Below are 24,300 nucleotides of genomic sequence, written 5' to 3'. Positions count from 1 at the left end.
TTTGATCGCTATGAACTTGACAATACATAAATCCAGATCCCGTAACAGGGGGATCGTCATCCTACTTGCTGCTGCGCTGACCATAAGTAGCTGTTCGAAGGAATTTCTGCAGCCTGACCCGCTGTCTATCTATTTGCCCAATGAAACCTTTAATACCGAGTCTGGCTTGCTGTCGGCCATGGCTATCTGTGACCGCCACCTCAAGGGCTATTGGGCCACAGATCATAATGAGATGTTGACCCTCGGTACGGAGTATATCTTCTCCGAACTGATGGTGGCCAGCAATACCGACAAACGCAGCATGATGGCGGATGTGGCCAATATGCTCACCCCGACAAGCGACAACTCCAGCCTACAGAACCTCGACCGCTCCAATAGTATGTGGTACCTGTGGGAGGAAACTTATAAAGGCATCAGTTATGCCAATACCATTATCAAATATGTGGATCAGGTGCAGACCTTGAGCGAACAGGATAAAAATGCCTATAAGGGACGGGCATATTTTCACCGTGCATTCCGGTATATGGCCTTGGTCTTTGAATACGGCGATGTCCCTTTGGTCACGACCATTATCGATGTACCCAAACAAAATTACCGGAGCACCAAACGTGACGCCATTCTGCAGATGATTACCAAAGACCTGGAATTTGCCGTACAATGGGTGCCCGACCAGAAAAATATGAACCTGATCGGCATGATCAACAAAGGTGCCTGCCGGATGTTGCTGGCCAAATGTTACCTGGCCCTGGGAGCGTATCAGAAAGCCAAGGAACAGACCGATATGCTGATCGATCAATCGGGTTATGCGTTGATGACCGAAAGTTTCGGAACCTTCAATGATGGGGGTGAGGCGCAGACCTGGCCCATCACGCGTAACGTCATCTGGGATATGCACCGTCCTGAAAACAAATTGATTCCGGCCAACCGCGAGGTGATCATGGGGATGCCCAACCGGGGTGCCGATGCGGAGTCTTTTGTGAAAATGCTGACCATGCGGATCTTATATCCCTTTGTGTTTGACACCCGTATACAGACAACGGATGGTAAACAGGCCTTGTTGAACATCAAACGCAACAGTGGGGATTATAATGCAAAATATGACTATATGCGCGCTTTTGGTCGCGGTATCGCGACTTTCCGGCCAACATCTTTCCAATCGAAGGGGGTATGGGCTGTAAACGGTAAGCAAGATGAAGGCGATCTGCGCCATAGCGCCAAAGTGGGAAACTGGGTGCGCATGGAAGATTACAAGGTAAACAATAAAGCTTCAAAGGATTTTGGAAAACCTGTCACGCTGAAAGATCCCGAAACGGGTAAGCTCCTTTGTAGCGACTCCATCCGCCGCTGGTACGATGTGCCACACTATAAATTTTTCCTGGATGATCCCGTTAGTGAGGCCAATATCAGCGGTTCGGACGGTTCACGGGGGGCTACCAATGGCAGTGTTGCCGACTGGTACCTGTATCGCCTGGCCGAGGCTTACCTCTTGCGCGCCGAAGCCAAATATTATATCAACCCGACCGATGGAACGATCAAAGACGACCTAAACGCCGTGCGCCAGCGCGCAAAATGTACCGAACTGTATCAGGGGACCGTGAACATTGGGGATATCATGAACGAAAGGGCCCGCGAACTCTACTGGGAGGAATGGCGCAATGTGGAGCTCAAAAGGGTATCGCTCTGCCTGGCACGCAGTGGTAAACCTGATGAATGGGGAAATGTATACAATCTGGACAATTTCGACAAACAGAGTGGTACCGATGCGATCGGTGGAAGCTACTGGTACCAGCGTATCGTGCATTATAGCTTATATAACAAAGGCATCATTCATGTCAATGCAACTGGTCTAAGTGATATCAAGTATACCATGGACAAAAAGAATATGTACTGGCCGATTCCAAATGTGGCGATTACCTCCAACATTAAAGGCCAGTTAAAGCAAAATTATGGCTACGACGGTTATAACCCCGCTACTCCGGTATGGGATAAATGGGAGGATGCCGTTGCGGATGAAGCAACAGCAGACTAGACCTGTCGATGCTCCTGAACCGATCCGCTCTCTTGAAGATCGGTTCAGGATTTTTTTTAACACAGTAATTTAAAACGTAAAATGATTTGGTATGATAAAGAAAATCTTTCTGTTTTTATGGGTGCTTCCTGTTCACTTTCTAATGGCACAGGCCGATCTGGTAAATTTTCCGGCTGCTGCGGACCCCAAGGAAGTGGGATACCGCATTGCACGTCGTTTCATTGCAGGCAAGCATATGTTGCACGCAGGGAAATGGATCAGTTATCCGGAGACGTTTTATTGGACGGGTGCCATTAACTATGCACACTTAACCGGTGATGTGGAGTTGATGCAGGCCATGAAAGGCCGCTTCTCCAAATTAACGGCAAGCGAGCCGCAGCTGCTGCCCATTAAAAATCACGTCGACTTAAATATGTTCGGGAGTCTTCCTTTGCGGCTTTATCAGCTGACCAAAGATAAAAGCTACCTGGACCTTGGCTTGCCCTATGCCGATACGCAATGGGAATTGCCGGACAATGTCAGTCAGGCCGAGAAGGACTGGGCACAAAAAGGGTACTCCTGGCAGACCCGACTCTGGATTGACGATATGTATATGATTACCATCGTACAAACTGCCGCGTTTAAAGCGACCGGCGAATCGAAATATCTCGATCGCGCAGCCAAAGAAATGGTGCTTTATCTGGATAAATTACAGCGCCCCAATGGGTTGTTTTATCATGCGCCAGATGTGCCTTATTACTGGGGCCGTGGTAACGGATGGATGGCAGCAGGCATGACCGAGTTGCTGCATATGCTCCCAGAGGATCATGCGGACCGGCCCCGTATATTGAAGGGCTACCGTAGGATGATGAAGAGTCTGAAACAGCAGCAGCGCAAAAGTGGGATGTGGAATCAGCTGATCGATGAGGCTGACTGCTGGGCCGAAACATCGGGGTCGGCTATGTTTGCCTATGCAATCATTTCGGGAGTAAAACAGGGTTGGCTCGGTGCAAAACAGTATGGTCCTGTGGCCCGTCGTGCCTGGCTGGCGCTGGCTAACTATGTGGACGATCAGGGCGCGGTGTCGGAGATCTGCGTGGGCACTAACAAAAAGAATGATAAACAGTATTATTATGATCGTCCCCGCCACAGCGGCGATTACCACGGCCAGGCGGCCTATATGTGGTGCGTCAATGCGCTGCTGGAAGGAAAGGAGTAGATAGGGCCGTCTCCGTACTGTCGCGTCCGATACAATAGGGTAAACTACAGAAATCGGAAAATTAGCTGTGCTGAAAAATGGGACTGGGTATCTTGTACAGAACAACCTATTTTCTCAGAATTTCCTTCACACCGGCTTTTGTTAAAATAATCGAATTGAAGACACCTGTTTTGTCTCGGATAAATTCAATGGTCCTGTCGTTATCGTCGGATCTGAAAAATTTTGTGTCAGACTCGGGGATAAGTTCTGTTTCGGTATTATTGTAATAAAGTTTGCCATCCCTATGGATGATCTGAACCTGACCGTACTGGCCCACATAGTGCTTATACAAGGTGGAGTCCACCGGAGCACGATGATGCCGGTACGGGAGTTCGACTTCTTTTCCAAATACAATAGCCGAAAGCCCATAAGCGATCATATGAGCGAGTGATTCATTGTTGGAAAGCACCGTGACAAAAAGTTTGTCATCGGTAAATCGGTTAAAAGAACTCATGGTACCGAAAAAACCACCGTCGTGCGCAATCAGTTGATGTCCATGGTTATAAAAGGGGTTGATGATAAAGCCATAGCCCCAGTTTTCAGCGTTGTGGGGTGTGAACATTTTTTTCTTCATCTCGGCCGATAAAATAGTGGTTCCATAAAGCAGGCTGTCCCATCGCGCTAAATCTTCGACGGTCGAGTAAACACCGTCATGGCCCACATTGATCTGCCAGTTGATATAAGGATTATGAATAAAGCCATGCGCATCGCGGTAATAGACCTTGGCCTTTTTGGACACAATCGAATCATTATTGCTAACACCCGTATTGTTCATGCCTGCTTTTTCAAGTATATTTTTCTTTAAAAAAACGGCATAAGGTTCACCTGAAACTTTTTCAATGATCTTTGCCAGCAGGTAATAACCGATGTTGCTGTATGCACTTTGGCTGCCGGGTGAAAATTCATAAGGAATCTTTTTGATGGCTGCATAGGCCGAATCACTGCTGATACTTGATAGCGCGATTTCTTTGAAACCCATGGCCAGCCCAGAGGAATGGGACAGTAGCTGATGGATGCTGACACTGTCGGCCTTTGGATAATCTGGAAAAAAACGGCTGAGTTTATCATCAAGGGATAATTGGCCGCGATCGACCAATTGCAGGATCGCAGTCGCGGTAAATTGTTTGGTGACCGATGCCAGCTGAAATTTAGTGTCTACCGTATTGGGAATATGCCACTCATAATCGGCCTGACCATAGGCCTTTTTGAGTAAAACAGTACCTTTTTTTTGCACAAGGACGGTTCCGCTAAATTGATGTATAGCAACCTGTGCCTGCATATAACGGGCGAGTTTTGCCGATGTGCTCTGCTGTCCAAAAACCAGCGCCGGACAGAGGATAATGAATAGAATAAACTTCATGGACTGTTGCATCGATTAATTATGCAGCAATGTTACCATAAAAACAAACGCGGTCATTGTATTTTTGTAAACCTCTTAAATAAAAATCCACTTGATTTCATTCCGCTCCAGGGCTGCTATTTTGGAAAAGAACACTTTGGGTGTAAAGCCTGTTAATTTTTTAAAATCCCGGATCATATGCGACTGATCAAAATAATCAACATGATAGGATCGGCCTATGTTGTTTTTGTCATCCAGCTGGTTTTGAATAGCTGCCCGGAAGCGGACTATTTTTTTGAATTGGGATGGGCTTTTACAAATATGCTGATCAAAATGCTTATTGATCGTTGTCCTTGATCGCCCGATTTTACGCGACAATGTCGTCATGGACTGATTGAGGTTGTTGGTGTGGAGCATTTCGCGGAGCACATTTTCCAGCAACGGATCTTCAAAAGGGCGGAGTTTTGAGATCCAATAGGCTTCCAGGGCCCTGATTCGCTCCTGATGATCTGCGATAGCGAGAATGGCAGTCATGGCCCCTTTATAATCGGCGTGGGGATTAAAATCGGGAAACGTTCCACTGTTGTAATGCTGCAGGTCGTGCACGATAAAAGCACTTAGCCCCAGCGGTTTGAAGTAGGTGGTGATTTCATTTATTTTTCCGTCGTAGCTGATCAGGACGGGTTGATTAAAGTCGCAGACCAGGTTGGTTTCTATGGGGGCAGTGGGACAATATGTTGTGATGATTTTGTCAGGGCTGACGAAGGTGCTGGTCTCTGCGCTGATGGTGACGATGCTGTAGATACTGGGAAAAGTAAAATAGGTAAGGGGCTTCTCGGCTGCGGTCTTCTCCAGGATATAGAAGCATTCGATGTAGCGCTTCAATACTGGGCTCTCAGGCTGATAGACTTTTAGGATCATCGGTTTTTTTTTAAATCAATTAGTTGCGTAAATTTAACAAAGTCCAATCAGTGCTGTATGAAAAATTTCGGGAAAAATGTATCTCCAGGGGATCCTGTAGTCATGGAGGGATCATTGGCTTAGTAATCAGTTAAATCAGTCATTGAAAAGAACAAGAGAATGAACATGCACATACAGAAAGTATTTTATAGCATTTTTTTATGTTTTTTCTATGGTCAGGTAATGCGGGCTGCTGAAAAATCCGGCGCATCCATTGTTCCCGCTCAGCTGACCTGCGAATACCGGACAAACCCTTTAGGCGTAGATCAAAGGCAACCTCGGTTAGGTTGGCTGCCGCAGGCGACCAATTGCGGTGCTTATGGCCAACGACAGCGCGCTTACCGAATTCTCGTCGCTACAGATTCTGCGGCATTAGTTCGCAAAAAAGGGGAGTGCTGGGATTCCGGTTGGATTCAATCATCCGAGACGCAACATATCCTGTATCAAGGTAAGCCACTGACTTCGGACCGGGTCTATTTTTGGTGTGTCGCTGTTCAGGATGAACAGGGGAGAATATCAGCGTATAGTCCGATTGCAAAATGGACCAGCGCGCTATTCGACGAAAAGGACTGGACATCCAGCTGGATAGGAACGGGGGATACCTATGACCCGAAGATGAAAGACTGTAATCTGGATGATCCCTGGTTCAGGAAAACGATCACATTGAAGGAGACCGTGGCTGATGCTAGGATCTATGTTGCCTCGATCGGATTTCACGAACTCTATGTCAATGGGAAAAAAATCGGGAACCCGATTTTAACGCCCGCAGTGACCGATCATAGCAAGCGGGCCCGTTATGTCAGCTATGACATCGCTGCTTATCTGCACCGGGGACAGAATACAATCGCATTTTGGCTTGGTACCGGCTGGTCCATCTATGCGCCTTATGCAACAGCGGACAAACCCCGAAGCCCGCTGCTTCGCGCACAGGGCGCACTGTACGATACCCGTGGAAAACAGCTCGCCCTGATCACAACGGACAAAAGCTGGAAAACGCATCCCAGCCCTAATAAGCTCCTGGGCAATTGGTCGCCGAATAATTTTGGCGGTGAATTGTTCGACGCGAATAAAGATATTCCCCATTGGAATTTGCCGGATTTTTCGGATAAATCGTGGCAGCATGCAAAGGAATTTCAGCCTAAGCTTGCGTTATCCGCCCAGGCTGTCGAAGACAATGTCCTCTTTCAAGAAATCCACCCAATAGGTATAGCATCCCTGCCAAATGGTGATTATCGGGTTGATATGGGCGTCAATTTTGCGGGCTGGACCGAGATTGACGTAAAAGGCAGTCCAGGTAAGCGGATTGATTTCCACTATTCCGAACGGGCACAGGAGGAGATGACCTTTAAAAATCGGAGTGCCTATATCATCGGACCGACAGGGCAGGGTACATTCAGAAACAGATTCAACTACAGTTCTGGCCGATGGATTACAATCCGGGGGGCAAAGGAAAAGCCGGAACTGAGCGCGATAAAAGGCTGGGCTATTCGTACGGGATTTGCGCCAGTGACGGAATTTAGCTGTTCAGATAGTTTACAGAATTGGATCTACGACCGTATCTTATGGACTTACAGCAATCTTTCCCTGGGGGGAATGATCGTCGATTGTCCACAACGGGAGCGTATGGGCTATGGTGGCGATGCGCATGCCACCTCAGAAACAGGGATGGCCAACTTCAATATGGCGGCATTCTATGAAAAATGGATGCAGGACTGGCGTGATGTGCAGGGCACAGAGTCTATGGTGGGCGATATGAACGATCCATCCTGGGCCCGAAAGAATGAAACAAGTGGCCGTATATTCAATAATGGTATACTGCCGCATACTGCCCCGACGTATTGGGGTGGTGGTGGTCCGGCCTGGGGCGGAATTGTCGTTATGCTCCCCTGGAGCCATTATCAGCACTATGGTGATCTGAACATATTAAAAAACAATTTCAATCTGATCAAGACCTGGATCGCGTACATCAATACCCATGTTCATGATCATATCCTTCAACCTTATGGTGGTACCTGGGACTTTTTGGGAGATTGGCTGTGGCCGAATGCCACTTCAGAGGGGATGAATAACAACAAAGCCGAAAACATTTGTTTCAATAATCTGTACAGGGTATACAACCTGCGGACAGCTGTTCGGATTGCTTTGGCGATCGGCGAAAAGGAGCAGGCAGACGAATGGGAAAAACAGGCGGATTTGGCAACGGATGCCATTAACAGCTTATTTTACAATTCGAAAACGCAGCTGTATGCTGATGGCTCCATGGCCAATCAGGCGCTAGCGCTGTTGTCCGAAGTTGCTAAAGTGGAGGACAGGGCAAAGATTCTTGAACAGTTGACAGAGGATATCCTGGTCAAGCATCAGGGGCATATCCATGCGGGGATCACGGGCGGAGCATTACTTTTCAAGTACTTGCGGTCTGTCGGTCGTCATGATCTGCTGTATAGCATGTTGAAGCAGGAAACTTATCCCAGCTGGGGCTATATGAAGGCCAACGGAGCCACAACGATTTGGGAGATGTGGGAAAAAGATCTTCCGGGACACTCGCTCCTCCATAGTTCATTTTTATATCCTGGCGCATGGTATATCGATGGGCTTGCGGGGATAAAATCCTTGAGCCCCGGGTACCGCTCCTTTGTCATACAGGTGCCGAGAAGCCAGGATGTGCCTATCAGCTGGGTGAAGACAGCCTTTAGGGCGCCGAGTGGTTTGATCAAGATCCACTGGCAAAGGGAGGCGGGCAGGCTGCAGCTGGAGACTGCGGTGCCGCCCAATACGATAGCCACCCTAAAGGTTCCAAAGGAAGATCTTATACAGCTGCTGCCAGATGAAAAAAGGATCCGTCGGTTAGCGACAGAGGAGAATTACTTGGTCTTTGAATTGCAGCCTGGTGTATACCATTTTTAAGGTAGTATATAATAGTAGTTTGGTTGTGGTGCAAAGGGCGATGACGGTACCGAGCCACTGCTGGAAAAGGAGGGACGAGAAAGTCGCGTTTGACGATTACTGCTAACAATGACGATCAGATAAATCTGGAGGTTTATCTGATCGCCAATGATTAGCTCTGAATCCGGTTAATCCAAATAGAAGAAAAGCCGGCTGAATATTTGATTAGGCACCTTGGGTGCAATAAAATAGGGCTGAATTTTTCCCTTATCGTTCAATTTTGGGAAAAAGAATCCCTCAGCACCGAGCTTACTTTTTGTTTCATCACCTTCAAAAGCCCATTCCTCTGTATTGGCCTTTGTGAAATGAACCGTAGCACTCCTCAGATCGGCGGTTTTGTCAAAATCCTTGAGTGGCAGATAATCGATATAGACCCATGTTCCGGGAAGCACATTTTTTGCAATGTACTCCTTACGGACATCGCCCGAAGTTGCATTGATCTTCTGTAAAGAAATATCAATCGGGAAGTCAACGCTTTTATCATAAATGTAAAAGCCCAATTTATTGACATTGGGGTCAGCAGCGGGTGGAACCACCGCCTGTACCTTTCCATCAAAATAGAGGTAGTTGAAATTTACTCTGATGGTGTTTTCAGGCAATTCGGCACTGTAGACCACTTTCTTTGTCACGGTGTCAGTTAACGTCACCAGTCTTTTCTTTGCTGTTTTGTAGCTATAAGCAGTTGTAAAATGAATATTGCTCTGAGGCTGGATGATAAATTTACCATCCTTATGATCAAATACGGTGGTATCAATCGCTACGACCAAAGGATGCTCTCCGCCATTATAGCCATTGATCAGAATATGCATCGCGCGTTCGACCTCAGGAGCATCCTTGTTGCAGGCGCTGAAAAAAAATGGAATGCCGATCAGCAGCAGCGCAATGCATGGGAAAAATGTCTTTGTCAACAAATTTTTCATCTGTATAAATTATAATTCTAAAACCTTATTAAACTGTATCATATTATTGACCGGAGCTTCGTTGATGATGAATAACTTGGAAGCGGCCTTTGTGGGTGAGGGGACCGGCGCAACAGAGATAAGCGGGTCGAATTGAAAGGAGGTCCCCGCTGTATACGGTATATCTGTCCCGGCTTTATAAATATGGGCCCGAAACAATACGGGCGTTTTCTGCCCATTATATTCCTGTACGCCTAAGGGAAAGGGGGCAAAAGAGATGGGCTGTGAGAACTCATTGGGTTTTAAATTTTTGATGCGGATGACCTCTTCAAACACTTTGGGAATAAAATAGTATTTCTTAAATACGATATCCACCGGTTCGCGGTAATTTAACATATTGGACTGGAACATATAGATTAATTGAACCTTGCCCTCTACCGGCGCCGGAATCACCGGAAAATCGCCTACCTTTCCGTTCATATAGATCAGATTGAGATTTGTCTCAGCAGCTGTATCGGTAGCTTTGATTTCCCGTTCCAGCAGAATTTTATCGGTCACTTTGGATTTCATGATAAATTTTAAGTGCTGTTTGTTTGGATCATTGAAATTATACTTGGCTCCAAAAGCGATTTTGCTAAACGCTGGCGTCACTGTAGGGGGAAAGGTATCCAATTGAAGAATAAGTTCCTCATTGCTGTTATTATAACCACTTAAATTGATCAGATGTATATTGGAATGATACAAAAGGTCGTCCCCGCCTTTATTGCATGACAATAGGCTGAAGAACAGAAAAAAGGAGATCGCCGTGGCTGTTAAGATTATTTTTGGTGTCATAATAGTGATTTAAAATGTATATCCAATGGATAGGCTAAAGGAACTGCCTACTTTCCGGTTGAAGGTTTCTTTGTCGCCTACACGTGTCTTTTTGGTTCCATCTGCAGAGGTCTCGTAGTAACCTTCCTCATATTTTTGGGAAAAGCCAAACTTCCATTCGTAGATCTCATCCCACTCTTGTGTCGGCCACTCGGAGTTTGACAAGCCTTTCCATCGATCTTGCACTTTGAACGTTTCGGTTCTGTTTACATAAAAACGGAATGGACTGTTCAGCAGATTGCTCAGGTTGAGTTTGAGATCCAGATTCTTGTTTTTCAGTAATTTGTAGCTCAGCTGTGCATCGAGCTGATTGCGGGGGCGTTCGTATTCGATCAGCTCTTCGCTCATGGCGGTCATAAAGGTTTTATACCCCATATGGTTGAAGGCCACGTTGGCACCTAAGCGGTCTCCGGCGTACTGTAATGCCGCATTATAGACGACAGGGATCTGTCCATAGAGGGGACGTTTACTTTTTAGGAATTGTTTTTCGCGGTATTCAAAGGTATTTCCATATTTATCGGTGCCGATGCCCTTGGTCCTGAATTCGGCTGATTGTACTTCTGAGCGTTGAAGTGTGACGTTTCCGCTGAAATTAAAATTCTCCAGCAGGGAGCCCGGAAGTATAAATCCTAAGTTTTTGCGGATATCAAATTCCAGTCCCTTTATTTTGGCCCATTCCGAGTTATTGGTCGTTACATAGATGCGGTGTGAGGAATCCATCATCTGCTGGTACAACTCGATCGGGTTCTGGAAATATTTATAGAAAAATCCGATTGAAATGACTTCCGCAATCGAAGGATACCATTCCAAACGCATATCATAGTGGTTAATTACGGTAGACAGGACGCCTTCATTCCGACGGTAAGCGCCGCCCAGTGCCGGATCCTGACGCACCATCCTGGAGTTTTCAATCAATGCGGGACGGACAACCGACTGCGAATAGGCCATCCGGATATTGAAATCCTGTAATGGCGTCAATGTCAGGCTCGCCGATGGGAGGTAGCGCCAGGTTTTTTCTTCGGTTTCGGGATCTGCCGTCATGCCCACCAATTTTCCGGTCGCTGGATCCACAAAGCGTTGTTTCTGCATGGCAATGGTGCGTGCATCCATTTGCAGGTCATTATCGCCGTTTTGCAAACTTTTATATTTGAAGTATTCGGCACGTAAGCCCCATGTCAGTCGAATCCAGGAATTGAACCGATTGTCTAGCATGCCATAGACCGCTTGGTTGCTATTTTTCCCTTCATAGGCGCTGATGGAGAACGCCGCGGGATAATAGAACATCCCATGCAAAGGATCTTTAAGCTCCAGGTATTTCGACCAGGTATTTACAGGGGAGAGGGTGTTGGCACCGACCGAAACGATCGGCAGCGAGACCCATTCAAAAAGGCCATGTCGATCCATAAACTGATAGCCGGCTTTCAGGATCTGCTTTTGCCCCAACCAGTTGGTCTGATAGCTCACTGCACCCTCCGCAATTTTATTGGTCTCCGTATAATGGTATTCGGAGCGTGTAAATGTCCCGTCCCCGGCATTGGCATAGTGCGAAGGAGTAATATTGTAAATGGTATCATTTAGGAGGCCGATCGGGGCGAGCCAGGCTTCGGTGGCATCTTTCTCGAGGTTGTTCAGGCGATTGCGGGCGACATTCCATTCCAGCTTAAAATCGCCGAAGCGATGCTCCCCGTCCAACCTATTCTGGAGCATATTGATAAATTTGGGGCGGTCATATTCTCGAATGGCAGGTCTCGAATCGTAGCCGATATCATTTCCCCAGCCCTGGATCACGGAAAATTGATTGTTGAACATGCGGGAATAAAAGTTGCGGGAGGTTATTTTGTGGTTTTTGCTGTTCCAGCCCAGGTTGATCAATCCGCTTAAGCTCGAATTAAAGTTGTACTGCATCGAGGTCGTCGGATGGATTTCTTTTCCAGTGCTGATATCGTAGGTTGTCCCCTCGACTTTCTGCCAATTGCCGCGTTCAAAATTGGAGATATTATCAATAGACTGTTCATTTCGATAGCTGATCGAACCGACAAATCCAAAGATGCCCTTCATCGTATTGTAACTCCGTCCCAGGCTGAACTGATAGTTTTGTCCGGGTAGCGCCGTATATTTTCGTGTACCCAAACGTTCTAATCCGCCGATACGTTTGTTCTGTGCAGCGATCATTTCCGGTGTAAAAGGTGTCACGCCTTCAGGCACGGGTTTATAAGGGTTGGCGGGATCATAATTGATACCGTTGAACACGGTTAAATCCCTTGGGAAATTGCCCCGTGTGCCATCGTCAAATGCCAGGTAGTCCCAGCCGCCACGGCCGTAGCCCAGGAAATCTTTTCCCGTTGACCCATTGATATATTTGCTTCCCAGTGAAAAGGAGGTGAAGTTTTTGACTGGAATGGCCAGGGTATTGATCTGGACCAGTCCACCACCAAAACCAAAGCTCAGATCTGGCGATGAAGTCTTGTGGATAACGACATTGTCGATCAGGTTGCTCGGTACAATATCAAATTCGAAGTCCCGTACCTGCACGTCGGTACTCGGGAGGGTGGCGCCATCCATCATGGCCAGGTTATACCGTTCGGCAATACCCCGGATCACAACACGGCGGTTGTCATTGGTACTGACACCAGCGATACGTTTTAAAGTCTCACCAACGTTTTTGTCCGGTAAAACAGCTATCTGCTCGCGACTGATACCGTTGGAGATCGTCGCTGCATTTTTTTGCTTGGTATATAGAGAAGCAATACTTTCCTGTTTATAACTTCCTGTGACAACGACCTGCTCCAAGCTTTTGATCACATCTTTTAAAACGATGCTTAGGTTGGTCTGCTTCCCGGCATGGACAACGATGTCAGTGATCCTTTTTGTCTGATGGGAAATGTAACTGACTTCAATGGTATAGGTTCCGGCCAGAATATTCAACGTATAGCTTCCATCGGCTTTACTTTTTAAAGACTGGCTGGTTTGGAGCACAGTGATACTTGCATCTGCGAGTGCTTCACCATTTTCGTTTGTAATCCTTCCGCTGATATTTCCCTGTTGTTGGGTCCCGATTTTGTCTGCGCTGTGGGATAGTGAAAGGGGGATAACTGCTGTTTTTTTTGCCGAAACGATCACGGATTGATCCTTCAGCACAAAGGTCAGCGGTTGGTTTCTGAAAATTTCTGTCAGTACACGATTTATATCGGTGTTGCGCGTTTCTATTGTGACCGGTCTGGACATTTTAAGAAGGCTGCCTTCGACTAAAAAACCATAACCTGTCTGCGTACTTATTTTTTTGAATACTTTGGCCAGGGAGCTGTTCTTCTCGGAGAGACTGATGTTTTGTCCTATCGCCCCAAAGCTGATCTGTAGCATGCCAAAAAGTGTCATGAAGGTGGTTAGCTTCATTTTCAATCGTATTTTTGTATTTTTTTTATACATTTGTTAAGCTGAAATATGTGTTAAATCGGATCGAGAAATTCATTTGCCTATTCCGGCTATAGGCCAGTAGTGTTAGGACCACTATTGGCTTTTTTTGGAATTGGGCATCAGGTTGTGTGTTATTTTTTTTCTACAATAAGCCTCCTTCCTTGCATCTCTACCTGAATGCTTTTAAACGTTTTTAATAGATTTAATACTTTTTCAAAAGGCCAGGACCGCGGTATTCTTCCCGTAAAGGTTTCCTTTGTTGCGGTACCATTATAGCGGATGTCCACATTATACCAACGGCCCAGTTCGTCGATAACGCTGCCGATATCGGCATCCGTAAAGTCAAAATAGCCCTCTTTCCATGCGATTGCTTCTACTGGGTCCACATTTTTTACGGACATCGAATGTGCGGCTACAATACCTTGTTCACCAGGCTTGAGGATAATGCGCTGATGGCTATTGGTCAAGGCGATGGAACCGCTTAAGAGGGTTGTTTTAGCACTAGATTTGGCGTTGTAGGTATTGACGTTAAAGTGTGTGCCTAGCACTTCGATCAGTTGATTTTCAGACTTCACGCGGAAAGGCATGGCAGCGTTGTGCGCCACCTCAAAGTACACTTCGCCTGTGATCGTCACTTCCCGTGAAGTCCCCTGGAAGGCGGAAGGGTAGGTGATCGAGGATTGTGCATTCAACCAGACTTGGGTGCCATCGGCTAAGGTCAACTGGTATCTGCCACCCCGTGGGGTAGAAAGTGTATTGATATGCACCTTGCTGACTTTTTTGCTGGCTGTGTAAACCAGATTGCCAGGTTTCAGTTTGTTGATGTGAATGTTGCCTTCGGCGCTGAGTTCTCCATTTTTGGAGTTATCCAATAGGATCTTTTCACCATTACCGAGTGTTAAGGTGGCTTGATCCGTCGCGGGATTGATGTTGCTGCTTAGTTCTTCTGCGCTGCTGGGCTTGTCGGCCTGCTTCTGGAAGATATAAAATGAGACTGCACAGATGAGAACTAAGGATGCGGCGGCTTGCCATAGCCTATTGCCCGGATTTAGGAAAAATCGCTTTTTGGACAATTCTGCTACTGAGGATGTCTCGGGCCCAAGCTGATCGAAGATCTTTTCCTGAAGTTGTTTTTTTCTGACTAGGCGTTCTTCGGGGCTTAAACTTTCGATAAGATCTGGATTGGCTTCAAAGGAAGCATACCAATCTTCAAGCTGCTGCAACTCATCTTCGGTGATGGTTCCTGCTTCATATTTAGCGAGTATATCGAGTATCTGTTGATTTTGATCGTCCATTTCCTTTGCTTTATACTAACTAGTACCCTAAGTATTTAAAAGCGGGAACAGGAATTTCAAAAAAAATGATTTTACTTAATTTTTATGCGTGTATAGTAGCAGTACCAGATAGAAAATATCCATTTGATGTTCTTTGATTTCGTTGCGCATGATATTCATGGATTTGGTGATGTGCTTACGGACCATGGCCACGGAAATATTCAATTGGTCGGCAATATCCTGATTGGAACGTTTTTCGAAACGACTCAATAGAAAAACCTCTTTGCAGGTGGCCGGCATTTTTTCGGTGATCTGAAAAATCTCGGCATGGATTTGTTTCGCCTCTAGGATATTGTCAGGTTGAATAGGAGCCGTATAGCCACTGTAAGCTACTGTTTCGATATATTTATCCTGGATCTTTTGTGCCCGATAGGTTTTAAAGACCTGAAATTTAATCGCTGTTTTTAAGTAAGCCGAAAGGGAATGGCTGACTTGGATTTCCTTCCGCCGTAAATAAAAATTGACGAAAACATCCTGAACGATTTCCTCTGCCATAGCAAGGGAGAGCGTCCTTTTCCCGGCGAGATTGATCAAGGTCTCCCAATAGCGGTTATAGAGTTCAGAAAAAGCAGCTTTGTTGTCTTGCGATTGGACCAAATCGAGCAGTTCCTGATCTGTAAGCGCTGTAAATTCATAATTAGCCATGATAATTAAGCAAAGACCAAATATAGATAGGCAATTATACCTCTGCGTTTTACGAATATTAATAAATTATTAATATTCATTTGGTCTGTTGTAGCACTGTAGGGCTCTTATTTTTTTTATTCTTTACTTTTGACTATTGTTGTTTAATGGTCAAAAATTTTTATATTTGTTACGCTATATAACGGGAGATAGCTTAAGCTGATCGGGACAATCGGCTTGTCGCTAAGGATTTCGTCATGGACAAAAAATACAGGGAAAAATGAAATACTACTTACTAACCTTCGCTGTTTCGGCCCAGGTGCTGGCCAAACGTGCAGATCTAATCACCTATCTCAGTCGGCATATTGCTGATCTAAAATATATTTCGGCAGATTTACAGGATAAACTATGTACAATTACGGTGCGCACCTTAAAACGTGATGAGGCCGCTATTCTGAATCTTATTGCAATCAGAGGATTTAATGCAGCGTTTTTATCGGCAACAGAGAGCGCGTAAGCGATAGTCCTTTTTGAATCACACAAACTTTTCTTGGTATATCGAAAAAATCTATTAACTTAATGTATATTATTTATCGCAATTTCAGTTTGCGTTGGCGATGATCAAATCATAATCTAAAGAAAGTAAAACGGGTTATCCCAGCAATTAGAGAAGTCGAAATATTTATTTGACGAACTTGACTAAATTAGATGTCTCGGGATCTATCGGAAAACCAAATTAATAAAAGCCTGGATTTTGGTCTAGGCTTTTATCAATAATTAGGTGGCAGTATAACTACTTGATCTCTCTCCAATGAGCGGATTTTCTTCCATCCCATGTTCCTGTATGCGCAACTGGTTGTAGACGTATTACAGTTTCAGGAACAAGTCCGCCTCCGTTAATATCTCTATATAGTACTAAATTCCCGTCGTCTTGTAAAATGTACATGGAATTATACCTTATTGTACTGTAGAAGTAATCTGTGCTTGGGACATAAAGATTGTCTGTAGCCCAGACCGCATGATCAAATAAACCAGTTTTATTTGCATATATCACTAAATTTCCATCCTCTTGGAATCTCATTTGATAAGGATACTGATTTCCATACTTATATGAACCCGCGTCCCATAAAACTTTATTTGTTGAGTTATCATGGATATAAAGATTCCCATCTGGTTGTCCAATTAGCGTGTATCTATTGTTAGGGCTAGTAATGCCGATTGGGAAATTTATTTTGGCCTCAGGTCTTATAATAGATCTTCGATAATATACTGTGTCCAATGTAACTGTGGGTAACTTTTTTTTGATTACATAGTTATTAAACCAATTCGAAGGCCATCCACATGAACCTGTACTAAAATTTGGAGCAAAAGCGTTACATCCTGTGGATGAATTTAATGTTTGATTTGAAGATTTTGTTTTAATATTTCCATTTAGAATTCCCGTGTCGACAGACATGTCATTATTCTTTTGACAGGAAGTAATTGTTGCTAACAAAGAAAGAGTTAGACATGACGCTTTAGCAAATATTTTTCTATTCATAAATTATTAATAAGTTAAATTCAAAAGTAACTATTATTTCTTTATCTACTAAGAAAAATCAGATATTTTTATTGGCATTTATTTTTATTTGATATATCCTTGAGAATAAGTGTAAAATATATCCTCTTCCAAAAAAAACATGAAAATCCGTTTTCACTACAGCTTTAGCAGATTGATCTAATTAAGTTTTATTTATTTATTAAAAAATCGAAGTTGTTTTAAGATGTTAAAAGTAAGTTGTAGTGTTGTTTAATTAATGAAATATTTTGTAGGTTTGCTGATCTTATGGTCCAGTTAATTGCTGTATAATTTATATTTCTATGTTAAAATATTTAAGTGTTTTTGCTTTTTCGACTTTACTTGTCTTTAGTTGTTCAGATAAATACGAACAATTGGATCAAGATGATAAGGATAAAGAACCCAAAGAAGAGACCGTAAAACCACTGCCATTGCATCTTATTGCTGATACTAAAAAGGCGGGCATTTATGATATGGTGCTCTTCACCTTAAAGGACAGCACGTATAAAGGACCCAATGAATCGATGGTGGTACCCCTGATATATAGCAACTTGGATTCGCTGATCTGGCAAGTGGAGGGGAGCTCCCAAAAGTTTAATCTTTTGCGTCAACAGGCAGGTGGTTATTCTTTCACTACGGAATGGGGACATCATTTCTACCTTCCGGGTACCTATAAAATCTTTTTATCGGGGTATAAGGACAATAATAGGCTGGTAAGGGATTCGATGAATGTCAATATTTCAGCCTCAGCTGATTTTTTGAATGTCAGTTGGGACCAGGTTAAAAATTTAGGTCAAAATACTGGCTATACAAGCAATGGCACCTTGGGCTATGAATTTCATATTCTGACTGAGAAAAAGGATGATGTACTATTCTCGGGTCTAAGAGTCAGTTTTGATTCCACAGACTATATGAAACCGAATCCTGGGCTGGCTGATAAAGAACAGGCGGCGCTTTCAGCCTATATCACGCAGTTGTATGGCAAAGCAGCTTTTGAAGGTGACGAAGCGGTTTTAAACCAACAGTTTAAGCAACTCTTTAAATCATCCGTAGCCAAAGATAAAGTGCTGAAAATCTGGAAAACAAAGAAATCCAATATTGCCTTGTTGTACCAGAAGCGTGAATTTGACGATATTTTTCAATATTGGGTGCATGCCGAACCTATTGGTTAAGGGTATCTGCAAATCAATCTTTTTTCCACATCAATTGATTTAAATTTAACAGGGACACTTTTCTTTTCCTATCGCGCATAAATTCGAAGCGGACGGAAATACCGGTCTGATCTTCCAGGATCAGAGCGGTATTTTCTGAGAACTTTAAGGCGGTATCCGCAAAGATGTCTGTTAGATAAATCGTATATAATTTGCCCTCCTTTTGGTATATTCGGAATGATGCTTTGCCACCCCCCAGTGGATAGGTTCCGGCATATTGTTGCAAGTCCGGTAATGGACTTTCGGCAAATGCGGGCAATACCAAATTAGAAATATATTCATCAAAACTATTGAATTCAAAATCGCTGATTTTATGTAGCGGCCGTAGTCTGTTTTCACCGCCCGTTCCAGCGCTAGTCCAAATAAGCTATAGCCTAAATTAGAATAATGGCGCTGATCTCTCACATGTTGAGGAGAAAGCTACCTTTTGCGCTATTCCTTTTGTTTTCAGTAATTAATTTTTGTAAATTCTCAATTCTAAATACGATAAGATGAACTACGAGAAAGTATATCCCAAGGAAAGTATCAAGCACTTGGTTTGTTTTTTCTGGAATTTTGAAGCCGATGTTGATGCAACATCTTCGTACCAGCATTCATCTGTAGCATCGATATATCCGAAATTAGCCTTTCAATATATTCCGGGAATGAAAATTTCCAAAAATCATGAAGCAATCAATTTGTTCAATAGTGGTTTTCAGTCGCAAACAGATACCTTTTGCCAGCTGTCTGCCGAGCAAAAAGTAGGTGTCTTTGGAATCTATTTTCAACCTTATGCTATACCATTTCTCTTTGACCTTCCTACATCTGAAATCACGAATCAAAATATTGAAATAGCTGAATTATTGGGGAAGGAGGGCGTTTTTTTAGAGGAAAAGGTTTTGAACTGTGTAAATACACAAGAAAGAGTTGCTGTGGTGACCAAATACCTAGAACAAAGGATAAATAAATTTTCACCCAGGCTAGCTGATATCATTCCTGCAATACAGCATATTGTTTTTCATAAGGGTAGTACGAAAATGACAGAAGTTCTCCAGCAGCAATTTCTATCTCAGCGGCAATTTGAACGTAACTTTAAGCTATTGACAGGCTTTTCTCCTAAAAATTTTTCAAGAATTGTCCGTTTTGAAAAAAGTATTGAGAATGCCATTAATCAGGATTTATCATTGACCGAAGTCGCATTGCAGGCAGGGTATTTCGACCAGTCACATATGATTAGAGAATTTAGAGCGTTTACCGGTAAAAAGCCAGTAGCCTATTTTTCTGAGGACCTGTCATTATTTGTAAAAGAATAGATGTCGAATTTATACAATTTTAGTTTTTAGACTGATGGTACTTTTGGGAATGAAAAGAATCGGAATTTTTTACCCATTTTCATTTTAATAAATAGTTGTATGAAATCACATGCTGAAAAAATAATTATCAAGAATGGAATTTCCATTTACACAGAACATTTTGGACAACCGGAAAATCCAGCGATTTTATTAATAGCCGGGGCCACTGTTTCGTTATTATATTGGGACCAGGAGTTCTGCGAAAAATTATCCCAAAAAGGTTTTTTTGTCATTCGATACGACAACAGAGACGTCGGAAAATCGACGACAGGAAAGCCTGGTTCTATCTCCTACAGTATGGAAGATCTTGCTGATGATGCCATTCATATTTTGGATGGATATCATATAGGACAAGCGAATATTATGGGAATTTCTTTAGGTGGTTTGATCGGCCAAATTGTAGCGATCAAGTATCCTGAAAGGGTTGGTTCACTCGTTTTAATGTCTACTGGACCATGGGGTACACCTGATCCTAAAGTTCCTGAAATGGATAAGCAGATTATTGACTTTCAGGTCAAAGCAACAGATGTAAATTGGGACGATGAAAATGCCACAGTAAAGTATATGCTAGAAAGTGCGCATCTGATGGCGGGCCAAAAACCAGTAAACTATGCGAAAGAAGAAGAAAGAATTCGGGCAGATTTTCATCGATCCATAAATTACCGGAGTATGTTTAACCATGCCTTGCTACAAGGAGGGGAGGTCTACTATGACCGGTTAAATGAGATCAAATCACCAACATTGATAATTCATGGTTCTGAAGATAAAATATGGCATTTTGGCCATACGGACAAACTATTAGCGGAGATTAAAAATTCAGAACTTTTGAAATTAAACGGTACGGGACATGAACTTCATGATAATGACTGGGATCTGATCATAAACAGATTGAACGAATTCATGAAGTAGTTGAAAGAAATTTCGAAAAATATGGAACTTAAAATATAAATTAATAAAAAATAAAATCTTATGTCATTTCAAACCTATATTAAAAACATTGAAGAAAAGACGGGAAAGTCCCGCGCTGATTTTGAAAAGTTAGCGATTGAAAAAGGGTTTACTGAGGAGGGAAAATTAAAAAAAGGAATTAAAGCAACCCAAATCGTTAATTGGCTAAAAGAGGATTTCGAATTAGGTCATGGCCATGCCACCGCGATGTATGCTTATATTTCGGGGAAACGCGAGTAAACAAAAATTGTATGATCGTTTTTCCACTGAATCAAAGACCATTCAATACCGTTATTGGGTAGTAAGGGGCAGTGCTAGCTCATTTAGAGGCATAATAAGACAGCGGCTAATTACCTGTAAAGTATTTCCAGGTCGCTTCAGTGATGTCGGCAATTAATTTTTCACTGTCTTCTCTCTTTTCTGTAATATTCATTAGGTATATCGAAAGCGTAAAATGATGACCATTGGGCAATTTCACAATACCGATATCATTCATGGCAGCTCTGAGATTTTGCTCGTTTGTATTCGATATTCCAGTTCTGTGTGCGAGTTCTGTCCCTTGCGGAAGGCCGGCTTTCATCCAGGTTGTTCCTCTGGATGTTTCGACCATGATCTGATAGAGATAGCTGCTGGTTTCCTTTTTTAGTATTTTACCGTGATAGAATTTTTCCAGAAGCAGTGTGGTCGCTATTGGTGTGGTGGTATTGAGGTACAGATTATCCCAGGTCCTCATTTGCTGTTCATTGACCTTGATGGTGATATCTTTAAAGCCTTGTTGGCGGATGAAATCCTGCACTTTTTCTGGACCGCCAAGCAGATTTAATAAGATGTCGCAGCCGTTATTATCACTGTGGGATACCGTATAGCGTAAGAGTTGATCCAGGGTCAGGTAAATATTTCCATTGGGATAATCATCCCGCATGGGGCTCCATGTATCTTCAAGCAGTTCATCTTTTTTGATAAAAAATTTTTGGTTGAGCCTTAATTTGCCCTTGTCCACTTGATGAAGTGCAGCAAGTGCAATATGAAATTTGAAGACACTCATCATCGGCATTTTCAAACTCCCATTGATGCTTAAGGTATCTTTATCTGCTATGCCTTTTATTGAAATTCCGACTGTCGCATTTTTCTGAGCTATAATTTCTTGTAATTGTTTTTTTAGTTGCAGCGTCGATTGTGCTTTGAGCTGAACGTTGATGACCAGTAAGGTAATGATCAGGAATATATTTTTCATCGAAATTGTTTAAAGCTTCTTAAATTCGAATGGAATTTGCAGGCTATCTCCTGATACCGTTGCTTTTAATTGCTCGCCATCTCGCCAATATTTTATCCTATTCGGAAATGGTAGAGAGTCATTTTTGCATTCAAATTGACCAAGGTTTATAGTACTCATTTCAAATAAAATAAAATCCTTTTCATCTGGTGTTTTTACACGTAATTTCCAGTTATCGTCGGTCTTTATGATATTCATTTTTTCTTGATTGATGGTGTCGTCTTTTTGCAGGGTAAAAGCAAAACCAGCATACGTTGAATCGTTAATTTTCTCCCAATTCTCAAACGTTCTTTTACCGGCCGCTTCATTGGTACGTTGCCATTTTCCCAATAGCCAATCAAAATTTTCCGATTTTTCATTTTGTCTGTTTGTGCATTGTATAAAAACAAAAGCAATTACGACCATTATTAAAACTTTCATTATTTTCTTCACTTTAATTTCAAAAAAATACGGGGGTAAAAATCAAGGGGGCGACGAGTCATTAAAAAAATAGCTAATAATAGTTTAAATTTAATAAAAATTTCGAGTTCCGAAAATATTAAACCTTGCCGATTGCAATGCAAATGTTGTGAAAGATGTGCATTACCTTCTACAGATGTGCTGTATACCCCATGTCTGATAAAATTTTAAACAATCGATTGCATGGCTTTTAATTTTTTGCAATTTGATTAAATCTCCTATATTTCGCCGACAGAACTGTTTTATAAACAATGGGTAGTACCGATCACCTAAGTAAAGAACATGCTTTTAAGGCTCTTTTTGACCAATACAAAGATGATGTGTTTGGTTATGCCTTACGTTTTTTTAGGTCGCGGGAACTATCCGAAGAATTGGTGCAGGATGTTTTTATGAAACTTTGGCTCAACTGGGAGTCAATCGATAGCGATAAAAATATCAAGTCTTATATCTTCACCATTGCCAAACATACCATTTACAACAAATTGAAGTCTTTTGTGGTTCAGCAGACTTATTTGAACGATGTTTTCTACAACTATTCCATCGAAAGCAATGCGGTCGAAGAACTCGTCCATTATAAAGAACTGAAAGGGATCTACGATCAGGCGGTAGAGAAGCTGCCTAGCCAGCGTCAGCGCATCTTTAGACTGAGCCGCGAAGAGAATTTGAGCCATGAGGAAATTGCGGAACAACTGCATATCTCCAAAAATACCGTCAAGGACCAAATGGTGAAATCACTTAAGTTTATTCGCCATTACCTGGAGGTAAATGCAAATTTAACAAGCTTATTGTTAGTGTTTTATCATTATATTCAAAAAAAATAAAAAAAGAGGATCGTCCCTCTAGCTGACTTGGTTGTATTAGCTCTAGATAACCGAGTAAATATGATGACCAACCAAGAAGTAACCGCGCTTTATATCAAGTTTATCCATGGGCAGTGTACCCAGGCTGAAATAGATGTATTGCTATCAGTCCTTAAAGAGGAACAGTATAGGGATGCCTTTCCTGAATATGACCAGATTGCCCCATTTATTTCCAAAAAAGATGTACTGACAGCGGATGCTTCGGGCCGTATTTTTGCAGCGATTGTCGCGACGGAAATTCCAGCTCAGCCAGTTGCAGATCCACGTTTCAGGCCCGGAAGGTGGTGGGCGGTGGCTGCCTCATTGCTGATGCTATCAGGAATATATTATCTCTTTACGGTACAGCAGATCCCCAAAAGTATTAAAACGGTCTATCGTGCAGCAGATGAAAAGAAAATCTATCAGCTTCCGGATGGGACAGCAGTTACGCTGGACAAGGGTTCCGAGCTTGAGGTATCCAACCATTTCGGCATAGATTCCATCCGGGAGGTCTGGATCAAAGGGGATGGCTACTTCAGTGTCGCCCATGACAAGAAAAAGCCTTTTATCGTGCATACCCTTGCTGGCATGAATGTCAAGGTATTGGGTACCGAATTTAATGTGAGCGCCTGGAAAGATAAAGCATATGTGGTGCTCAATAAAGGTAGTGTCGAAGTGAATGCTGCGGATCAGCAGCTGCGGCTGCAACCAGGGGAGAGGGCTCTTTTCAGTACTTTGGAGCAGCGCATGGAAAAAAAATCGGTCGATACGGTCTTCTATAATGCCTGGAAAAATAACTTGCTGGCCTTTGATAACGATCTGCTGAAAGACGTGGTGCGGAAAATAGGACGTCAATATTCCTGCTCCATTGAAATCGCAGATACCAATTTATCGCGGATGACATTTACGGGCTATATACCGCGGAATGACCTGAACCTGGCGTTGAATACCTTAAGTAAATCATTGAATTGTACCGTGGAGCTCATCGACGGCAAATATATTATTGAACCCAACCAATTAAACTAATTA

General features: G+C 43.2%; 21 protein-coding genes. 10 read left to right on the top strand and 11 right to left on the bottom strand.

The window, feature by feature from the left end:
- The first annotated feature begins 10 nt into the window (after window positions 1-10).
- Together ABFX33_RS17485 and ABFX33_RS17480 are read left to right on the top strand one after the other, a co-directional pair.
- Entirely contained in the window at window positions 11-2,029 is a 2,019-nt protein-coding gene (locus tag ABFX33_RS17485) for a RagB/SusD family nutrient uptake outer membrane protein (RefSeq protein ID WP_346087090.1), read from the top strand.
- A 91-nt stretch (window positions 2,030-2,120) separates the two neighbouring features.
- Entirely contained in the window at window positions 2,121-3,227 is a 1,107-nt protein-coding gene (locus ABFX33_RS17480) for a glycoside hydrolase family 88/105 protein (protein WP_346087088.1), read from the top strand.
- Between the two features lie 106 nt (window positions 3,228-3,333).
- Here ABFX33_RS17480 and ABFX33_RS17475 read toward each other — a convergent pair whose 3' ends face one another.
- Window positions 3,334-4,626: a serine hydrolase domain-containing protein gene (locus tag ABFX33_RS17475; RefSeq protein ID WP_346087086.1), complete on the bottom strand. Its 1,293-nt coding sequence runs from the start codon at window positions 4,624-4,626 to the stop codon at window positions 3,334-3,336.
- A 75-nt stretch (window positions 4,627-4,701) separates the two neighbouring features.
- Window positions 4,702-5,526 (bottom strand): helix-turn-helix domain-containing protein, encoded by an 825-nt coding sequence (locus tag ABFX33_RS17470; RefSeq protein ID WP_346087084.1) that lies wholly within the window; start codon window positions 5,524-5,526, stop codon window positions 4,702-4,704.
- 159 nt (window positions 5,527-5,685) lie between these two features.
- Here ABFX33_RS17470 and ABFX33_RS17465 point away from each other — a divergent pair, with 159 nt between their 5' ends.
- Entirely contained in the window at window positions 5,686-8,469 is a 2,784-nt protein-coding gene (locus tag ABFX33_RS17465; RefSeq protein ID WP_346087082.1) for a family 78 glycoside hydrolase catalytic domain, read from the top strand.
- Between the two features lie 167 nt (window positions 8,470-8,636).
- Here ABFX33_RS17465 and ABFX33_RS17460 read toward each other — a convergent pair whose 3' ends face one another.
- The 5 genes from ABFX33_RS17460 to ABFX33_RS17440 all read right to left on the bottom strand — a co-directional run bounded on the left by ABFX33_RS17460 (window position 8,637) and on the right by ABFX33_RS17440 (window position 15,673).
- Window positions 8,637-9,428: a hypothetical protein gene (locus tag ABFX33_RS17460; RefSeq protein WP_346087080.1), complete on the bottom strand. Its 792-nt coding sequence runs from the start codon at window positions 9,426-9,428 to the stop codon at window positions 8,637-8,639.
- 9 nt (window positions 9,429-9,437) lie between these two features.
- Window positions 9,438-10,241, bottom strand: coding sequence for a hypothetical protein (locus ABFX33_RS17455; protein WP_346087078.1), 804 nt, complete (start codon window positions 10,239-10,241; stop codon window positions 9,438-9,440).
- A 9-nt stretch (window positions 10,242-10,250) separates the two neighbouring features.
- The gene (locus tag ABFX33_RS17450; RefSeq protein ID WP_346087076.1) at window positions 10,251-13,673 is read right to left on the bottom strand and encodes a TonB-dependent receptor; all 3,423 of its coding nucleotides are present in this window, start codon (window positions 13,671-13,673) and stop codon (window positions 10,251-10,253) included.
- Window positions 13,674-13,825: 152 nt separating this feature from the next.
- Complete coding sequence (locus ABFX33_RS17445; RefSeq protein WP_346087074.1) at window positions 13,826-14,989, bottom strand: FecR family protein; 1,164 nt, start codon at window positions 14,987-14,989, stop codon at window positions 13,826-13,828.
- Window positions 14,990-15,064: 75 nt separating this feature from the next.
- Window positions 15,065-15,673: an RNA polymerase sigma factor gene (locus ABFX33_RS17440; RefSeq protein ID WP_346087072.1), complete on the bottom strand. Its 609-nt coding sequence runs from the start codon at window positions 15,671-15,673 to the stop codon at window positions 15,065-15,067.
- Window positions 15,674-15,932: 259 nt separating this feature from the next.
- Here ABFX33_RS17440 and ABFX33_RS17435 point away from each other — a divergent pair, with 259 nt between their 5' ends.
- Window positions 15,933-16,169, top strand: coding sequence for a hypothetical protein (locus ABFX33_RS17435; protein WP_120257209.1), 237 nt, complete (start codon window positions 15,933-15,935; stop codon window positions 16,167-16,169).
- 276 nt (window positions 16,170-16,445) lie between these two features.
- Here ABFX33_RS17435 and ABFX33_RS17430 read toward each other — a convergent pair whose 3' ends face one another.
- Entirely contained in the window at window positions 16,446-17,192 is a 747-nt protein-coding gene (locus ABFX33_RS17430; protein WP_346087070.1) for a hypothetical protein, read from the bottom strand.
- Window positions 17,193-17,512: 320 nt separating this feature from the next.
- On the opposite strand from ABFX33_RS17430, the gene ABFX33_RS17425 reads away from it, so the two are divergent.
- Entirely contained in the window at window positions 17,513-18,382 is an 870-nt protein-coding gene (locus tag ABFX33_RS17425; protein ID WP_346087068.1) for a hypothetical protein, read from the top strand.
- A gap of 13 nt (window positions 18,383-18,395) precedes the next feature.
- Here the strand turns inward: ABFX33_RS17425 and ABFX33_RS17420 are convergent, their stop codons facing one another.
- The gene (locus ABFX33_RS17420) at window positions 18,396-18,686 is read right to left on the bottom strand and encodes a hypothetical protein (protein WP_346087066.1); all 291 of its coding nucleotides are present in this window, start codon (window positions 18,684-18,686) and stop codon (window positions 18,396-18,398) included.
- Window positions 18,687-18,912: 226 nt separating this feature from the next.
- On the opposite strand from ABFX33_RS17420, the gene ABFX33_RS17415 reads away from it, so the two are divergent.
- From ABFX33_RS17415 to ABFX33_RS17405, 3 genes are all read left to right on the top strand, one after another.
- Window positions 18,913-19,713, top strand: a complete 801-nt coding sequence (locus ABFX33_RS17415) for a helix-turn-helix domain-containing protein (RefSeq protein ID WP_346087064.1) — start codon at window positions 18,913-18,915, stop codon at window positions 19,711-19,713.
- A 99-nt stretch (window positions 19,714-19,812) separates the two neighbouring features.
- Window positions 19,813-20,661 carry a macrolide hydrolase EstT gene (estT, locus tag ABFX33_RS17410; protein WP_346087062.1) on the top strand — a complete coding sequence of 283 codons (849 nt, stop codon included), beginning with the start codon at window positions 19,813-19,815 and terminating at the stop codon, window positions 20,659-20,661.
- Between the two features lie 60 nt (window positions 20,662-20,721).
- On the top strand, window positions 20,722-20,940 hold the full coding sequence (locus tag ABFX33_RS17405; RefSeq protein ID WP_346087060.1) for a DUF4287 domain-containing protein: 219 nt from the start codon (window positions 20,722-20,724) through the stop codon (window positions 20,938-20,940).
- A 106-nt stretch (window positions 20,941-21,046) separates the two neighbouring features.
- On the opposite strand, the gene bla is transcribed toward ABFX33_RS17405, so the two are convergent.
- Complete coding sequence (bla, locus tag ABFX33_RS17400; protein ID WP_346087058.1) at window positions 21,047-21,934, bottom strand: class A beta-lactamase, subclass A2; 888 nt, start codon at window positions 21,932-21,934, stop codon at window positions 21,047-21,049.
- A 9-nt stretch (window positions 21,935-21,943) separates the two neighbouring features.
- Window positions 21,944-22,393 (bottom strand): DUF6265 family protein, encoded by a 450-nt coding sequence (locus ABFX33_RS17395; RefSeq protein WP_346087056.1) that lies wholly within the window; start codon window positions 22,391-22,393, stop codon window positions 21,944-21,946.
- Between the two features lie 290 nt (window positions 22,394-22,683).
- Here ABFX33_RS17395 and ABFX33_RS17390 point away from each other — a divergent pair, with 290 nt between their 5' ends.
- Window positions 22,684-23,253, top strand: a complete 570-nt coding sequence (locus ABFX33_RS17390; protein WP_346087054.1) for an RNA polymerase sigma-70 factor — start codon at window positions 22,684-22,686, stop codon at window positions 23,251-23,253.
- A gap of 60 nt (window positions 23,254-23,313) precedes the next feature.
- On the top strand, window positions 23,314-24,297 hold the full coding sequence (locus ABFX33_RS17385) for a FecR family protein (protein ID WP_346087052.1): 984 nt from the start codon (window positions 23,314-23,316) through the stop codon (window positions 24,295-24,297).
- The last annotated feature ends 3 nt before the right edge of the window (window positions 24,298-24,300 follow it).

The organism is Sphingobacterium ginsenosidimutans (genome assembly GCF_039536865.1).
GTDB lineage: Bacteria > Bacteroidota > Bacteroidia > Sphingobacteriales > Sphingobacteriaceae > Sphingobacterium > Sphingobacterium detergens.
Note: the sequence above shows the minus strand (reverse complement) of the source record. Positions and strands in the feature narration are given on the sequence as shown.